19 protein-coding genes are annotated in these 14,616 nt (G+C 70.6%); 2 read left to right on the forward strand and 17 right to left on the reverse strand.

Features of this window, described 5'->3' with window-relative positions; translation table 11 throughout:
- Positions 1 to 240 precede the first annotated feature (240 nt).
- Positions 241 to 579 carry a hypothetical protein gene (locus tag EJC51_RS18180; protein ID WP_126272047.1) on the forward strand — a complete coding sequence of 113 codons (339 nt, stop codon included), beginning with the start codon at positions 241 to 243 and terminating at the stop codon, positions 577 to 579.
- Here the strand turns inward: EJC51_RS18180 and EJC51_RS18185 are convergent.
- Complete coding sequence (locus EJC51_RS18185; RefSeq protein WP_126272048.1) at positions 574 to 1,305, reverse strand: hypothetical protein; 732 nt, start codon at positions 1,303 to 1,305, stop codon at positions 574 to 576. The two genes, EJC51_RS18180 and EJC51_RS18185, sit on opposite strands and share 6 nt — an antisense overlap.
- 9 nt (positions 1,306 to 1,314) lie before the next feature.
- Positions 1,315 to 1,833 carry a hypothetical protein gene (locus EJC51_RS18190; protein ID WP_126272049.1) on the reverse strand — a complete coding sequence of 173 codons (519 nt, stop codon included), beginning with the start codon at positions 1,831 to 1,833 and terminating at the stop codon, positions 1,315 to 1,317.
- Positions 1,834 to 2,441: 608 nt separating this feature from the next.
- On the opposite strand from EJC51_RS18190, the gene EJC51_RS18200 reads away from it, so the two are divergent.
- Positions 2,442 to 3,065, forward strand: a complete 624-nt coding sequence (locus EJC51_RS18200) for a hypothetical protein (protein WP_126272051.1) — start codon at positions 2,442 to 2,444, stop codon at positions 3,063 to 3,065.
- Positions 3,066 to 3,135: 70 nt separating this feature from the next.
- On the opposite strand, the gene EJC51_RS18205 is transcribed toward EJC51_RS18200, so the two are convergent.
- The 15 genes from EJC51_RS18205 to EJC51_RS18275 all read right to left on the reverse strand — a co-directional run bounded on the left by EJC51_RS18205 (position 3,136) and on the right by EJC51_RS18275 (position 14,567).
- A complete protein-coding gene (locus EJC51_RS18205; RefSeq protein WP_126272052.1) occupies positions 3,136 to 4,170 on the reverse strand; it encodes a SpaA isopeptide-forming pilin-related protein in 1,035 nt (344 codons plus the stop codon).
- Between the two features lie 139 nt (positions 4,171 to 4,309).
- Positions 4,310 to 4,786 carry a hypothetical protein gene (locus EJC51_RS18210; protein ID WP_126272053.1) on the reverse strand — a complete coding sequence of 159 codons (477 nt, stop codon included), beginning with the start codon at positions 4,784 to 4,786 and terminating at the stop codon, positions 4,310 to 4,312.
- Between the two features lie 29 nt (positions 4,787 to 4,815).
- Positions 4,816 to 5,691: an SPDY domain-containing protein gene (locus EJC51_RS18215; RefSeq protein ID WP_126272054.1), complete on the reverse strand. Its 876-nt coding sequence runs from the start codon at positions 5,689 to 5,691 to the stop codon at positions 4,816 to 4,818.
- Between the two features lie 49 nt (positions 5,692 to 5,740).
- Positions 5,741 to 6,394: an HAD family hydrolase gene (locus EJC51_RS18220; protein WP_126272055.1), complete on the reverse strand. Its 654-nt coding sequence runs from the start codon at positions 6,392 to 6,394 to the stop codon at positions 5,741 to 5,743.
- Positions 6,391 to 7,554 carry an MFS transporter gene (locus EJC51_RS18225; protein ID WP_126272056.1) on the reverse strand — a complete coding sequence of 388 codons (1,164 nt, stop codon included), beginning with the start codon at positions 7,552 to 7,554 and terminating at the stop codon, positions 6,391 to 6,393. Before EJC51_RS18225 ends, EJC51_RS18220 begins: the two co-directional genes overlap by 4 nt.
- Positions 7,551 to 8,771: an ATP-grasp domain-containing protein gene (locus EJC51_RS18230; protein ID WP_126277016.1), complete on the reverse strand. Its 1,221-nt coding sequence runs from the start codon at positions 8,769 to 8,771 to the stop codon at positions 7,551 to 7,553. Before EJC51_RS18230 ends, EJC51_RS18225 begins: the two co-directional genes overlap by 4 nt.
- Before the next feature lie 94 nt (positions 8,772 to 8,865).
- The gene (locus EJC51_RS18235) at positions 8,866 to 9,204 is read right to left on the reverse strand and encodes a hypothetical protein (RefSeq protein ID WP_126272057.1); all 339 of its coding nucleotides are present in this window, start codon (positions 9,202 to 9,204) and stop codon (positions 8,866 to 8,868) included.
- Positions 9,205 to 9,245: 41 nt separating this feature from the next.
- Positions 9,246 to 10,487, reverse strand: a complete 1,242-nt coding sequence (locus tag EJC51_RS18240; protein ID WP_166682877.1) for an MFS transporter — start codon at positions 10,485 to 10,487, stop codon at positions 9,246 to 9,248.
- A complete protein-coding gene (locus EJC51_RS18245; RefSeq protein WP_126272058.1) occupies positions 10,484 to 10,999 on the reverse strand; it encodes a hypothetical protein in 516 nt (171 codons plus the stop codon). Before EJC51_RS18245 ends, EJC51_RS18240 begins: the two co-directional genes overlap by 4 nt.
- Positions 10,996 to 11,886, reverse strand: coding sequence for a winged helix-turn-helix transcriptional regulator (locus tag EJC51_RS18250; RefSeq protein WP_126272059.1), 891 nt, complete (start codon positions 11,884 to 11,886; stop codon positions 10,996 to 10,998). The genes EJC51_RS18245 and EJC51_RS18250 overlap by 4 nt, the downstream gene beginning before the upstream one ends.
- Positions 11,887 to 11,916: 30 nt before the next feature.
- A complete protein-coding gene (locus EJC51_RS18255) occupies positions 11,917 to 12,339 on the reverse strand; it encodes a hypothetical protein (RefSeq protein WP_126272060.1) in 423 nt (140 codons plus the stop codon).
- An 11-nt stretch (positions 12,340 to 12,350) separates the two neighbouring features.
- Positions 12,351 to 12,791 (reverse strand): hypothetical protein, encoded by a 441-nt coding sequence (locus EJC51_RS18260; protein WP_126272061.1) that lies wholly within the window; start codon positions 12,789 to 12,791, stop codon positions 12,351 to 12,353.
- Complete coding sequence (locus EJC51_RS18265; protein WP_126272062.1) at positions 12,788 to 13,246, reverse strand: hypothetical protein; 459 nt, start codon at positions 13,244 to 13,246, stop codon at positions 12,788 to 12,790. The genes EJC51_RS18260 and EJC51_RS18265 overlap by 4 nt, the downstream gene beginning before the upstream one ends.
- A 58-nt stretch (positions 13,247 to 13,304) precedes the next feature.
- On the reverse strand, positions 13,305 to 13,649 hold the full coding sequence (locus EJC51_RS18270; protein ID WP_208870721.1) for an SH3 domain-containing protein: 345 nt from the start codon (positions 13,647 to 13,649) through the stop codon (positions 13,305 to 13,307).
- 201 nt (positions 13,650 to 13,850) lie between these two features.
- On the reverse strand, positions 13,851 to 14,567 hold the full coding sequence (locus EJC51_RS18275) for a hypothetical protein (RefSeq protein ID WP_244362699.1): 717 nt from the start codon (positions 14,565 to 14,567) through the stop codon (positions 13,851 to 13,853).
- Positions 14,568 to 14,616 lie beyond the last annotated feature (49 nt).

Below are 14,616 nucleotides of genomic sequence, written 5' to 3' on the forward strand. Positions count from 1 at the left end.
GCTGTCCGTCGACATCGAACCCAGTCCACGGGGGTCTTGCCGTCCAATCCAGTCGTCGCAGGTAGGCGGCTTGGCGGCGCCGGGCGACCAGTGACCCGCGTTGACAGGAGAGTTAGTCGCCGCAGGTCAGGGCCCTTCCGTCCGACTAACTTCACCGTCAAAGGACAACTGCCACCCTGCACGCCCGTCGACCTCGGTGCGGGCTACTCGACGAGACGGGCCCACTACTCTCTGACTGTTATGGAGATCCCGGAACCTGCCGGACCGCCGTACATCGATCCGGACCGCGAGGACCCGAGCCGCCCCGTCTGCGGGATCTGCCCAGCCACCCGGTACCCACGCGAGCAGTTCCTCGTCTACAACAGGCCGTCCTGGGAGTGCCCGTTCCATCCGGAGAACGGGCACCGCTACACCCGTGACGAGACCGTGCCCGCCTGCGTCCACCCGGACAAGATCGGCCTGGAGCCCGACAGGATCGCCCCGCCGCCGAAGGCGCCGCCAGACCCGGGCGAAGCACCGACCGGCCGCCGGGGCTTGAGCTTTCCCTGGAGCACCTTGCAGCGGCGCCGTACCTTATGACGCCCCGGCCCGCCAGGAGGCACCGAGGTCCGCGAGCCGACCTCGAAGCGCCCCGCGCTGCTCCTCCAGATCCTGCGAGGCCGGAGAGAGCAGATAGACGTTGTCCCGGTAGAGGCGGAACCCGAGGCTCTCCCACCCCTGGGCGATCTTGGCGTTGACGCGATCCCACTCGGCCTGGTCCGTGAGCCGCCGGCTGCTGAGGTCGGTGACGCCGGGCGAGCAGGCAACTGCCCGGCAGCCGGGCATGAGCCGATGGATCACCTCGCTGCCTAGTACGGCGGCCAGGCCGTGCCCCCGCCACGCAGGGGCCAGCGTGACCCGGTCCATGACGAGCAGCGCGGAGCCGACGTACGCCAGCAGCTCGCTGACCTCTCTGGTGAATGAGCCCGTCTCGGGATCAAGGAGGACCTGAGCGGTCTCGTACAGCTCCTCCGACTCCTCCTCCATGGCCCAGTAGGCGTTCCGGCCGCGGTCAAGGTGCACCCGGTAGAACGTCATCGACCCCACGGCGGCGTCCTCGACCGTGCACGAAGGGCACTCCGTGGTGGTACAGCTGCTCGTGGTCGCTGACTCCCGGCCTGCGTCGTACACACACCGGCGGTGGAGGACAGCCACGTTCCATCGCTCCAGCGTGTCTGCCTGCGGGGTGTCCTGGAGTTCGTCGTCATAGGAGATGCGCAGGTGCAGGTCGGAGGGATCGCCTGGAAGCTGGGGCCGCATGCTCACCCGGTCAACCTAGACATTGAGGTCCTGCACGATGGCTTCCAGGACGGCAACCGAACCCTCGATCGACGCGGGCATCACGACGCCGACCACCGTTCGGTGCGCAGCACCGCCCGTTAGTAGCGACGGCTCGGTTTTCTTGGTCACAATCCGCAGGAACCGGTGTCCGGGAGACCCCTCGATCCGGTAGCCGGGCTGTAGCCGGGCGAGCCACTCGTGGTCCACGGCCACCGCGCCGCCGAGCAGCGCGCCGATCCGCAGACTGCGGGTCACCCAGGCCGACCAGGTGATCTCGCTCCAGTCCGAGCCGTCGGCCGCCGCAGGGATGACGTCGGAGAGATCGGGGTGCTGTTCAGAAACCCAGCGTGAAGGCTGCGCCTTGCGAAGGACCCACTGCCCGTCCCGGGCGACCTCGCCGGGGTCGAGCCCCGGGGTGAGGCGCATGTCCAGGGCGACGTGGCCGTCAGTGATCCGATCGCCGTGGACCCAGACCTTGTCCTTGTTGACGACCCAGTCGCAGAGCCGCTCCATTGACGCTGTCACTCGTTGTGCTCCCAGGAGAGATCGTTGCCCTTCCACAGTAAGCCGCTGTCCGGGGGCGCCTGACCGGCATGCGCCACGCCCGGCGTCCGAGGACTTGGTTCTGAAATCGAACAGGGTTTCTAATAGCGGGATGACTCGGCACCCCTTCCCCCAAGACCTCGTTGAAACGCAGACCGCCTGGTACGTCACATACGGACGGTTGGCGAATGGAGACAACGGCGGGGCGGCCGAACAGCGTCGTCGCCTGCTGCAGCTTTCGCAGCGGATCGCTGGTCACGCCTTCTGGCGAAGTCCGGCAGGCACGCCCGCAGCCCGCGTCGCGCTCAAGGAGCTTGCCCGCGCCGAGGCCGCAGGAGAGTAGCCGTGAGCCGTCACGCCTCGGCCGGCGCCCTATCCGGAAATCCATCGAGATCCGGCCATCTCCCTCGATCACCGAGGTGTAGCCGCATGGAGCCTGGATAGGCTCCGGCCAGATTCCTCGCAGGTTCACCCCCGTAGCCCGCGAGGATCGCCGGGCCCCCGTTCTGTCAGGTCAGGGCGGGGGTCGTGCCGGTGATCTCTAGGAGGCAAACGTGCCGGTGGACTTGGCTATTCGCGTGCGCGAGCACACGGAGCGGTACGCAGCCGCCCACGGCGGCGAGCACCCGCTGACCGAGTGCATGCCCTGGGCCGAGGCGATCGTGTCCTGGCTGGAGGCCCAGCCGGAGGACGACAGCCCGCTCCCGAAGCCTCCGATGTGGCACGGCCCGAACCGATTCGGACCGCGGGTGATCAGCACCGACGAGCTCGCCCTCGCCATCGCCGAGGCGATGCGCCTGGCGACGGCCGTGTGGGGTGAGCCCCTTGGCGATCTCGCCCTTCACAGCGTCCAGAACGTGCTCCGCGACTGGCTCCGGTGGGACGTCGTCCCGGGCGCGGGACAGTGGCCGGCGCCGGACGGCACCCCGTACATCGCGCAGTGGGAGGCACTGTTCACGGCCGACGCCGAGCGGGCCAAGGAAGTGACCTCTTGTGTGTACTGGGCGATCGAGGAGCTGGAGGGGCCCTGGCGCGACATCCAGATGTCGACGGCCTGGTTCCACCGACTGCACACCTACAAGATCGTCTACGCGCGGCTCGCGGACGTAGCGCCACTGCTCGGGCTCACCATGCCGATCCGGGTACGCGAACCCGCCGACTACATCAACGTGCCAGATCTGATTGTCGAACAGGCCGCCTAGTCGGCACCGTACGCGCGCGAAGGCCCCCGGAATCATCCGATTCCGGGGGCCTTCGCGGTGTTGTGGGTGGTTAGTTCTCGTCGGTGGCGTCGCCCGTACGGCGTCGGCGGGCTACGACCAGGGCGCCTCCGCCGGCGACGATCAGGAGGCCGGCGCCTCCGAGCAGCCACGGAGTGGCGTCGGCGCCGGTGTGTGCGAGCGAGCCCTCGGGGGCGGGCGCCGCGGTGCTCGACGCGGTCTCGTCAGAGGTGGGGGTGGCCGAGTCGGACGGGGCCGGGGTGTCCTCGTCCTTGCCGGGCTTGCCCAGGGTGGGCTTGTCGCTCGGCTTGTCCGTGGGCTTGTCGGTCGGCTTGTCCGTGGGCTTGTCGGTCGGCCTCTCCGTCGGCGGCGGGGTGGTCGCCGTCTCGGCGTTGGTCGTTGTGACCGTCACCGGATCGCCCGGCTTGGCCTTGAACTCCTTCGGGGGCTTGTAGAGGTCGTAGCCGGCGGGTGCCTTCACCTGCTTGACCCAGAAGTCTGTGCCGATACGGGAGTTGATGGGGAGCTTGCCGGCGGCCGTGCCGTCGGAGCCGGTGGTCAGTGTGAGGAGGGTCTTGTCGCCGCTGCCGATGTTGACGGTGGATCCGGCCAGGAGTTTGCCGGTCTTGTCGTCCTTGGCCTTCAGCAGCACCGAGGCGTCCTTGAAGGGGTCGACGATCGTGAGCGGTGTGTCCGTGTCGGGGGTGACGATGACGTCCTGGTCGTCGACCGTGTCATGCAGGTTGCTGCCGCTGGAGACCTCCTTGAGGCGGTAGACCCCCGGTGCGAGGTCCTGGAAGGCGAGCTTGCCCTGGGCGTCGGTCTTGCCGCTGGCGGCTTCCTTGCCCGCGGAGTCGAAGAGGGCGAAGGACGCGCCGGCGAGCACATCGCCGCCGGGGTCCTTCTTCAGGATGGCCACGCCGCCGGTCTCCGGCTCGGCCGCATTGCGCGGAGTCGAGGACGTGGATGCAGACGGGGCGGGATCGGCGCTCTGGGCCGAGGCGGTCGGCGCCCAGGACAGGGACCCGGTCACCGTGGCGGCGACGGCAACAGCGACTGGGAGGGTGCGAGCGGAACGGATGCGCAAGAAGGGTCTCTCCAGGGGATACAGGCGGGAACAGGCAAGGCGGGCGCGCAGGTCGTTGTTCAGCGGGAGCGGCCCGGCACTGGGCGCGGGGGCAGCCAGCGAAGCGGGGACATCCAGAACTCCGTGGCGAGGTGGGCGGTCAACGGCTGCGGAGCGAAGCCCCGGCGGTGGGTGTGGGCTGGGCGACAGGGCGGGCGGCCGGGCGGGACGCGGCAGGCGCCGGGATCCAGAATTGGGCGTACTGCTCGATCGCGGTACGCAGCCCTGCGCCGTCCGCGCCGTGCCATGGTGGCTGGCTGCTGTGGGGGTGCCAGTCGCGGATGACGGCGTAGCCGTCTCGGCCGGGCACGAGGTCGCGAGCCGTGTCGCGGCGGGCGAAGGTGCCGTGGTCTGCGAAGCGGAGGATCGCGGTGTCGAGGACGCCCTGCTCGGGGTGGACGACGCGCAGGCGCAGTCCGTCGTACTCACCGTGGCGGATGGTGGGGGCGAAGTCGATCCGTAGCCGCAGCGGCGAGTTCGGCTGCGGGGATGCGTAAAGGGCGTCGCCGACAATGGCGTACTGGTGGAGAGGCAGTTCGATGACGTCGTCGAAGAACTGCTGGGCGTGTAGGGCCAAAGAGCCTCTCTCGGACGAAGGGGATCTGGTCAGCGGTGGGGGCCAGAGCGCCGGGCGGTCAGGACTGCGGACGGAGTTGTCGTGGTGCTCCAGCGCGGGATGCTGCGCGTGGTCAGCGCGGGCGCCCGGCGTGGGGCGATACGCCGGACGTCGAGGGGCGTGGGAACCGGAGGCGGCGGAGGGGTGACAGGAACGAGTTGGGCGCTCTCGCGCAGGCCGCGCAGCATCTCGTCCTTCCAGCGCGGCAGGGGCGCGGGGTCGGACACGCTCTCGGTGATGGCCGTGACCAGTGGGATCGGGGTGTTCGTGGAGGCGGTGGCGTACCAGCGGGCGTATCCGCTCTTTGGGCCGCCCCACAGGTACCAGCGGGCCTGCAGCGTGGTGAGTTCCTTCTCGGCATCGAGCCTGCCCTGGGCATATTCGAGGCCGGCCATGCCGTCCGGGGTCTGCATCTCCAGGACTCCCCATCGCGGGTGCTGGATGGTCCAGCCGCGGTTGATGAGCGGGACGACGGCGTGGAAGGCGTCGAGTTCGGGGTCACTTGGGTCGGGCTGAGCGAGGTAGTAGTCGGGCCCGGACTGGTACGCGGTCGCCAGGGCCGTGGTGAACGCGGTGACGAACTCGGTGGGGCAGGTGTCGTTGAAGGTGACGCCCCAGGCGGGCGGGCCGAAAGGATCGGAGTAGGCGTTGATGCGCCACAGTCCGTCGTCGTCGCCTTCGGGCAGGTAGCCGAGGCGGATCTTGCGGTCTGGCGCGGTGACGTAGACGTTGGCGAGGTCGTCGTGGGTCAGCTCCCAGCCGAGTGCCATCAGGGGCTCGAGGGCCGGGTCGCCGGTGTAGGTGCTGCCGGCGAGATAGCGGGGGAAAACGTAGACGTCGCCGTCGATCTCTTCGGTGTCGGGCACGAAAGTCCAGAGGGTGTCGGGGCTGCGGGGTGAGCGGCGCGGTGCGGGATCAGGAGCCGGTGCGCTCCGCGATGACGGGCAGCAACTGCGTGGCGAGTTCTGCGGGTTGGCCGGTGTAGTGCAGGGTGCGCAGGCCCAGCTCGGCGGCGGCCCGGCAGTTGTCCTCGCGGTCGTCGACGAACAGCACGCGCCCAGGGTCGTCGGCGCCGGTGGCGGCCAGGGCGTGTTCGTATGCTGCCGGATCGGGCTTGCACAGGCCGAGGCGTGCGGAGTACAGGGCGTCGTCCATCAGTTCGCGCCGCCAGTCGGTGGCGTCCAGGACGTTGCTGAGGTGGGCCGGGGCGTTGGAGAGCAAAACCATGGGCAGCCTCGCGGCCCGGGCGCGGTACAGGGTGTCGAGGACGCGTGGGTCGGTGTGGGTCCACATGGCGGTGTCGGCGTCGCGCAGGGTGCGCAGCCATCGCGGGCCGGGGTGGTGACCGAGCACCTTGGCCCAGTAGGCGAGATCGCTCAGTTGCCCTGCGTCGTAGGCGTTGCGGGGAGCCCAGAAGGCGTCCTGGAACGAGGGGAGATGCCGGTCGGGCCACTCGGCGAGGTCGGCCAGGCGGGTCCACATGGCAGTCGGGGGTTGCAGTCCCGCAACCCCGTTGTAGTCGAGGATCAGGGCTTCTACGCCGGTCCGGGAGTCGTAGGTGCGGGTCAAGGGGTCGTTCTCTCCAGGGCTTTGGGGGCGAGGGTGGCGACGGTTACGGCGAGGAGGGCGGGCAGCAGCAGCGCGTGCGGGAGCGCAGTGACGGTGGCGAGGGCGCCGATGACGGCGGGACCGGCGAGCAGGCCGACGTAGCCGGTGACCGCGACGGTGGCGACCGCGCGGGGTCCGCCAGTGCCCGCGGCGGTGATCAGGCTGGGGATGGTGACGGACAGGCCCAGGCCGAAGGCCGCCCAGCCGAACAGGGCGAAGGCGATGGTGGAGCCGGCCAGTCCGGTGGCGAGGCCGAGCGCGGCCAAAGCGGCGCCGGCGCGTACGACGGCTGAGGCGCCGAAGCGGGCGGTGAGCCGGTCACCGACGAGGCGGCCTGTGGCCATGGCGGCGCTGTAGGACCCGTATGCCGCAGCGCTGGTCGCGGCCGTCGCGCCGAGGTCGTGCAAGTGGACGGCAGCCCAGTCGGCAGCAGCGCCTTCGCCCAGCAATGTTGCCGCTGCCAGGACGCCCAGCAGCCGCACCCGGGGCTGCGACCGATCCCCGCGTTCGCCCGGGCCCTGTGCAGCAGGATGGTGCACGGGCTTGAGTCCAGAGCTGGCGAGTGTCCGGGCCAGAGCCGTCGTGGCTCCTGCCGCCGCGGCGGCGCAGACGGCGACGCCTGTGAACAGAACGGTGTGTGAGGTGTGAGCGGTGGCAGCGGCCAGCGCGGCGCCGAGGAGGGCGCCGAGGCTGTAACTCGCGTGCAGCCTCCCCATGATGGGGCGGCCGTGGGCGTCCTGGCAGCGGACCGCCGAGGCATTGGCCGCGACGTCGAGGACGCCGTGCGCGACGCCGAAGACGAACGCCGCCGCGAACAGGCTCTCCAGACTGGAGCAGACCCCGAGGATGGCGAGACAGGCGGCGAGGGCCATGGCGCCGCCGGTCAGCAGCGCGGGCAGGCGGGCCGGGCTGGCGAGGCGCCCACCCGCCTGGAGTCCGGCGACCATGCCGAGGGCGGCGGCCAGCAGGACCAGGGCAAGCCCTCCGGTGCTCACCGCGGCGGCGGACTGGACGGCGGGCATGCGGGCGCCGAAGACGGCCATGACCACACCCAGGCCGGCGAAGTACCCGATCAGCAGGCGTCGGCTGCGCACCAGCTCGATCGCTACGGTTTTCCTCACGCGGCGTGCTCCCCGGTGGCCGGAGCCGTCTGCGGGGCCGCGGCCACCTGGACGTCGAGGTTGCGGTACGCCTCTTGGGCGCGGTTCTGGGCGGCGGTGGCAGTCGGCCCGGTGGTGATGACGAAGCCGACGCGGGCGGTGAACAGATTGCCGCCGTCCTCGGGGAGCACGAGCTGGTCTCCGGGCTGTCGCTGGAAACGCACGCGCTCCACTCCCCCGGTGGGCTTCACGACATCGCGGGCGGTCAGGGTGCCGGAATAGGCGGGGTAGATGAAGCGGATCGCCGCAGCCTGGCGGCGGGTAGGCGTCAGGTCAGGGGTACGTCCGCAGGCGATGTCGGCGGCGGCGCTGGCGAGATCGACGCCGGTGGCCAGGTGGACGAGGTGACCGATCATGTCGCCGGCGATGCGCGCGTTGACCTCGATCAGGCGAGGGCGGCCGTCGACGATGCGGATCTCGACGTGGCTGACACCGTCGGTGATGCCGACGGCGTCGAGGGCCGCGACGGCGACCGGTGCCACGGCGGCGAGCAGCGGGTCGTTCGCGTCGACCACGTGCGCCAGCTCCTCGAAGAAGGGCGGCATCCCGACGGTCTTGCGGGTGACGGCGACCACGGTGGTCTGCCCCTGATGGGTGACGCACTCGACGCTCACCTCCGGGCCGTCGAGGTACTCCTCGACCAGGACCTGGGTGCTCTCCACACCGTGGTCGGCGGTGCGCGCGGCGAAGGCATACGCACCCGGAAAGTCATTGGCCGTGTCGACGCGGATGACGCCCATGCTCGCGGCGTGCGCGGCGGGCTTGAGGACGACGGGATAGCCGATCAGCGCGGCGGCATCGGCCGCCTCCCGCTCGGTGCGCACGCTGACGGATACGGCGGAGGGCACTCCGTGGCGGGCGAACAGGCTCCGGCTGGTGTGCTTGTTGCGGCAGCCCTGGAGGGCTTCTGGAGCCGTGGTGGGCAGGCCGAGCTGGCGGGCGAGTCGGGCGACAGGGACGAGGTACCACTCGGTCCAGGTCATCACGCCGGCCAGCTCGTAGCGTTCGGCGAGCGCTCGCCCGGCCGCGCCGAGTGCCGCCTGGTCGGTGAGGTCGGCGACGACGTAGTCGAGGAGGAAGTCCTTCTCCCAGGTCGGCTCGGCGCCGGAGATCAGGACGACGTCGTAGTGGGCGCGGACGTTCTCAAGGCAGTAGCCGCGATACGCGTGCGCCTCCATGTCGGCGGCTGCAACAACCAGGACGACGGGGCGAGAGGACAACAAGGCTCCAAACAGTGGCAGGACAAAGGAGGTTGACGGCAGACGGCCGGGGTCAGAGGGTTCGGCGACGTCGCAGCTCGAAGGCACTCGCCCAGTGGGGGTGGTCCTCGATCAGCTTTCGCGCATACAGAGCGGTGAAGTTGTTGTTCAGTCCGCGCACGCCCGCGGGCAATTGCCAGCGCAGGTCCTCGAATAGCGCCTTCAGCCCAACCCGGGTGGCCCCCGTGGCGAGCCGGTCGGCGGTCAGGCGCTCCAGCGCGCGGTAGACGTACGGGTGCTCGGCGTCGAAGGCGAGGAACCGGTCGGTCAGCGTGGGCCGCGATCCTGCTCGAAACGAGGGGCGGGATATCGGCAGGACCGACTGCTGGGCCGGGGCGTGGGACGTGGGCATAGCGGGTCTCCGTGAGGTGGGCAGGAAGGCGACCGGATCGGTCAGGCGAAGGAAGTGCGCAGGGCGGGCGTGGCGCGCAGCCGGGCGAAGGCGGTGAACAGGCCCGCAGCCTGGAGCACGGCGCAGAGCGTGATGACGTGGCCGAGCTCGGCTGGCGGCACGAGGGCGACGAGGACGCCGGCCACGGGGAAGGGCAGCAACAGCAGCAAGATCGTCAGGGAGAGGGTGGTGCCGAACACGTCCGGGGGGATGAGGCGGGAGCGCAGGGTGCGCAGCACGACGGTCATGCCGCCCTCGCCGGCCATGAGGACGGCGATCAGGGCGAGATAGGCGTGGTAGGTGCCGGCGACGGAGACGGCCAGGCACGCGGTGGCGGCGATCGTTGCGGATACGACGCCGACCGGCCACAGGCCGAAGCGGTCGATCGCCTTGCGGCACAGGAGGACCGCGCCGAGCGAGGCGACGGCGGCAACCGACCAGATGAATCCGACGTCGGCTGTGGAGTGGCCGAGCTGCTTGACGATGATCACCGGGGCGGCGGCCTGCAGCAGGCCCACGGCCAGGTTGGACACGGTCAGTCCGGCCACCAGCCAGCCGAGTGCCGGCAGGGCGCGCAGGGTCGCCCATCCGGTGCGCAGTCCCTTGCCGACGGGCTGCGCACCGGCGGGCTCCGGTCGGAGGCACTGGCGCGGAGCGAGGACGCTGGTGAGCAGGGAGAAGACGGCGATCACCAGCAGCATGCCGGTGGCGCCGGTCCACTGGAGCAGGAGGCCGGCCAGTGCGGGTCCGGAGAGGGTGGCAACCTGGTCGATGCCGAGGAGCACCGACTGCACCCGGTGGGCGCGGGCGCCGGCCTCACGGCTAGCGACCCCGCCCGCGGTCTCGACCGCGATGTACGAGCACTCGGTGAAGATGCCGGTGGACGCGGCAAGGACCATGACGGTGACCGTTGCCCCAAGCCCCGCTTCCTGCTGCGGCAGGAAGTACGCGGCGGCCAGGGCGACCAGGGCGCGGGCAACGGAGGCGTAGCGGAGCACGGTGGTAGTGCCATGGCGGTCGACCAGGGCCCCGGCGAAGGCGAACGCGCCCAGTCGCGGGATCCATTCCAGCGCGAAGGCGAGGCCGGTCAGGGCTGCGGAGTTGGTGGTGGCCAATACCAGCAGCGGGATGCCGTAGGTGGCCATGGCGAACGCGGCGGCGTCCGTGCTGCGCGGCAGGTAGATGCCGCGCAGCACTGTGGGGACCGGGCGGCGGGCATGCCGCGGTCCGACACGGGATCTCACGCAGCGCGCCCCGCTTCCGCCGCTTGCTGCGCGGAGCGGGCGTCGGTGTGGTTGAGGACGCGGGGGTTCGCCTGCAGAAAATCGGTGAGGACCTGATGCGGCGCCGACGGCTCCAGACTCGAGCCGAACGCGTGCGTGCTGCGGCTGTGCAGCTGGAGCGTGTGCTGGACGCGGGTGACGAAGTCGCTGCTGGCGTCGGGGAACTGACGGGCGCGCGCCCAGCGGCCCGCGGTGTCGTACACCTCGGCCAGAGCCTCGCCGCTCACGGTGAGCCGGTAGCGGTCGGGGGCCTGTTCGTCGGCGTGGACCAGGCCGAGGTCGCGGGCGACGTCGATGGCATGGCGCAGTTGCCCGGGGGTGAGGTCGCCGAAGGCGCCCTGAAGGCTGCCGCGCCGGTGGCTGATGGGGCCGTTGTCGTCGATCTCAGTGACCAGGCGGATCAGGCCCGGCAGGGTCAGGGTCCGGATCGCGCGGCGCTCGTGCAGGAGGGTCTCGGGCAGGGAGCGGGTCATCGGCGCGGGCCTCCTGCCGGGGAGATCGGGCGGGCGGGTATCTGGTGGGAGAAGAGGTCGCCGGGCCGCCACGCCGGGCCGCCCGGGGGCGTCGTGGTCAGCGCGGGGCGGACTGCTGGCGCTGCCGGAACCGCCGGTGCGGGAAGGCGGGTCGGAGTGGTCGCCCACGGGCCGGAATGGTTCTGCGACGGGGCGGCGCCCGGCCCCCGAGTCCGACGGGCATCGGCCTCGGGGGCCGGGGCGGTGGCCCAGGCGGATATCGCCTGGAAAACGGGGGCGAGTGCCCGGCCGCTCGCGGTCAGCTGGTAGCCACCGGTTCCGCTGGCCGTGACAAGTCCGTCGGCAACCAGGCGTTCCAGGGGCTTGTAGACGGCGGTCAGCCCGTAGCCGGGCATCGCCTCACTCGCCAGCGTCTTGGCCGTCGCGATGCCCCGGGCCTGCAGGGAGAACAGGATCGGGGTGGCGTGCCGCGGCACGAGCAGCGCGACCGCGTCGTCAATGTTCTGGGCCGGCGCGATCCGCTCGGGCTCCAGCTCGCCGGTGTGCTTGTTGGTGACCAGCTCCTTCTCCAGATACGTGTCGCCCCACGACGCGATCACCGAGAGGACGGGCAGCAGCGCGGCACCGCGGCCGGTGAGGCCGTAGGTGACGTGGCGCGGGGCGTACTCCGTACGCTCGATGACGCCGGCGTTGGTGAGGTGACGCAGCCGGGGGTGGAGCTGCCCGTCCGCCAGCCACGGAAGCCTCGGCTTGAACTCGGCGTAGCGCAGCGGCTGGGAGGAGACGGTCATCAGCACCCACACGCTCCAGCGCGGAGCGAGCAGGTCCAGGGTCTTGGTGACGCCCAAGAGATCGTTCGGTGTGGCGGGCGGCGCGGTGGTGGCCAAGAAGGTGGCTCCTCAAGCGGTACGGGTGGGTCAGCGGGTGCGGGAGGTGGTCGCCGTCGGTGTGGCGGGGGCCGGTACAGCCGGCTGGTGGGTGTCCGGGGCGGACGCACGGCGCAGGCCGCCCAGGACCGCGCTGGTGCTCTTGGCGTAGGCGTCGCGGGTGGCCACGGACTCGGCGATGCGCCGGGCGCAGTCGAGGATGTGACCGGCGGCAAATCGGCCGATCTCCTGGTCAGGGGCGGTGAGTTCGCGCAGCCTCTGCAGCTGGAAGGCGATGTTGCGTTCGGCGAGGGCCAGGTCGCCGTGAGTGCCGGTCAAGGCGGCGAGCAGCGTGGTCTCGGGGGTGGCGTCGGCTATGGCTTCGAGTTCGGCGAGCGGTTGTCCGTAGAGCGCCTCGATGCGCTGGGCGACGAGCTGGGAAACGGTGGGTGACGGGGTGTCGGGCTGGGGCAATCGGTGGACTTTCAGGGACGGCGGGTCCGCGCCGCCCCGGCGCGGGGTGCTGCCGGGGCGGGCGGAGCGGTGGCGGCGATCTTGGGACTCAACCCGGCGCGTGACACTGCTACTTGGTTCGGCGCCGGCATGGTGCGCAGCAGCTCGTCGAGAGCGGCGGTGTAGCCGTCGCGGCCGGCCAGCGCCGCATCCAGCCAGTCCGCGTCCCACCGCAGGTCCTCGGCGGACAGGTCGTCCATGTCCCCGTCGGCAGCCGTGGCGGCATGGACACGGTCACGGACACGGGCCACCTGCTCCTCGGCGACGGCGAGGAAGCTGCGCAGTTCCAGCGCACGCTGGAGAGCAGCATTGGCCTCGCCGCGGACTGCCTGCGCGTACAGCTCGGCTATGTCTGCGCCGAATGCTTCCTGCAGCGCCGCATCACGGCTGCTGGACTTGTCGATGGCGCTCACCGCGTGGCCCCGCGCGCCGTGGAGTTCCGCGTGCTGGGCAGCGTGGGCGGAGAGGTAGGCAGGGCCGGGGCGCGACGAGCAGCCGGGGACGCGCCGCGCCATACCCCGGGGCCGCGCTTGCCGGGCGCGTTGGGGTCGAGGAGGTACTGCACGACCATGGCGCGGCCGTCGCGGGAGGCGACCGCGGCGTTGACCTGGTGGGCCAACTCCATGACGGGATCGTCGAGTACATCCGGCGGCTGTGTGCCCAGCGCCTCGACGAGCGCGTCCTCGGCGGTGTCGAGGGCCTGCTGCGTTTCGGCGAGCAGGCCGTACCAGTGCACGATGGTGGTGGCCTCGGGATTGGCCTGCGGTGCCGCCTCAACAGCCCGGCGCAGGTCGGCGAGCGGCATCTGGAATCGGTCCTCGATGCGCTCGGTAATGACGCCCATCACGTCTTCGCTGGCGTCGAGCACGAAGAAGCTCCCTTCGTATCGGGAATTCCGGTGTGGGAATGGATGGGGTGCCGGTCGGCTAGTCCAGGCACATGCCGGCCGGGCGGTAGACGTACTTGGCGGAGACCCAGCCCTTTACGCCGGTCGTCCTGTCGGTGATGTAGCGCCACTTTCCGCTGGTCTTGTGCACGGTGAATTTGTGGCCCCGGTACAGAATCCCGAGTGCCTGGGAGTTGACGGACGCCTTGGCGCGGATGGTGATGGCCTTGGTGCTGAGCGTCCACGGACCGGGCTTGCTGCAGGTCGGGTCGGTCATGGAGGCAGGCGCCTGCGCGGGTGCAGCACTCGCGGTGGCGGTGGAGGCCAGCGGCAGCACGAGGGCACCGAGCAGGGCAGCGGAGACGGCTATGCGGGTTGAGCGCATGGGGAATTGAGCTCCAATTCGAAGAAAGGGCATACGGGAGAAGCAGCCCCAGGCGGGTGCCGTGCGGGCCGAGAACAAGAGTCCGGAGAATCCCCGGTTTCGGTAACCGGGGATTGCGTGCTATGTTCCGTGCCGCCTCGCGCACAGCTGATGGAATTCTCTCGGGGCAGGAAAGCGAAATGCCCGTGGTTTAGCGGGAGTTCAGCGGCTCGGCCCGCGCGGCGGGGCGGGGCGTGTCGGCAGGCCGGGGACGGTGGTGACGGGCCGGGTCGCCGGCGAGGCCATCGGCAGCGGGGGCACTTCGCCGTTCCAGTGCGCTTCCCACCACTGAGTGGCGGCCTCAAAGGTGACGAAGCCGCCCTCGCGCAAGGTGTGTGTCCATGCGGTGCTGTCGACCTCTTCGAGCAGCACGCGGAAGGGCACGGCCGCCTTCTCGTCGAGGGCGCGCAGCATCACGGTCGTCTGGATCGGGTCGCTGTCGTGGGTGTAGCTGGTGAGCAGGGCGAAGTGGTCGCCGTCGCTGCGCAGGCGCTGCTCCAGCACGCGGGTGGCGTCGTTCGCGGCCGTGGTGCCCATGCCGTCGGGCAGGAGGATCTTCTCCTCGGGGCAGCCGCGGGCGATCAGCCAGGACTGGGCCATGGACGACAGTGGCAGCTCTGCGTGGTCAAACTGGTAGGTGCACGCGGCCGGGTCGCGTTTGAGGTGCAGGGCGACTAGCTGCGGTTCCCAGGGGATTCCCCAGGTGACGGCGCGGTTGTGCATCACGTAGAAGCTGTGCTCGGCATCGTCGCTGTGGTGCTCGGCAAGGACAGTCATCGAGTCCTGCTCGATGCCGATGTGCCCCCAGAACTGATCGGCGACGTGGTCGTTGACGGCTTCGTATCCGTCGAGGCGGAAATCGGGTTCGTAGGTGGGCATCGGTACTTTCGGTCGTGACCCCGGCGGCACCGTGCGCGTAGCACGGAGC

The sequence above is a fragment of the Streptomyces aquilus genome (assembly GCF_003955715.1).
Lineage (GTDB): Bacteria > Actinomycetota > Actinomycetes > Streptomycetales > Streptomycetaceae > Streptomyces > Streptomyces aquilus.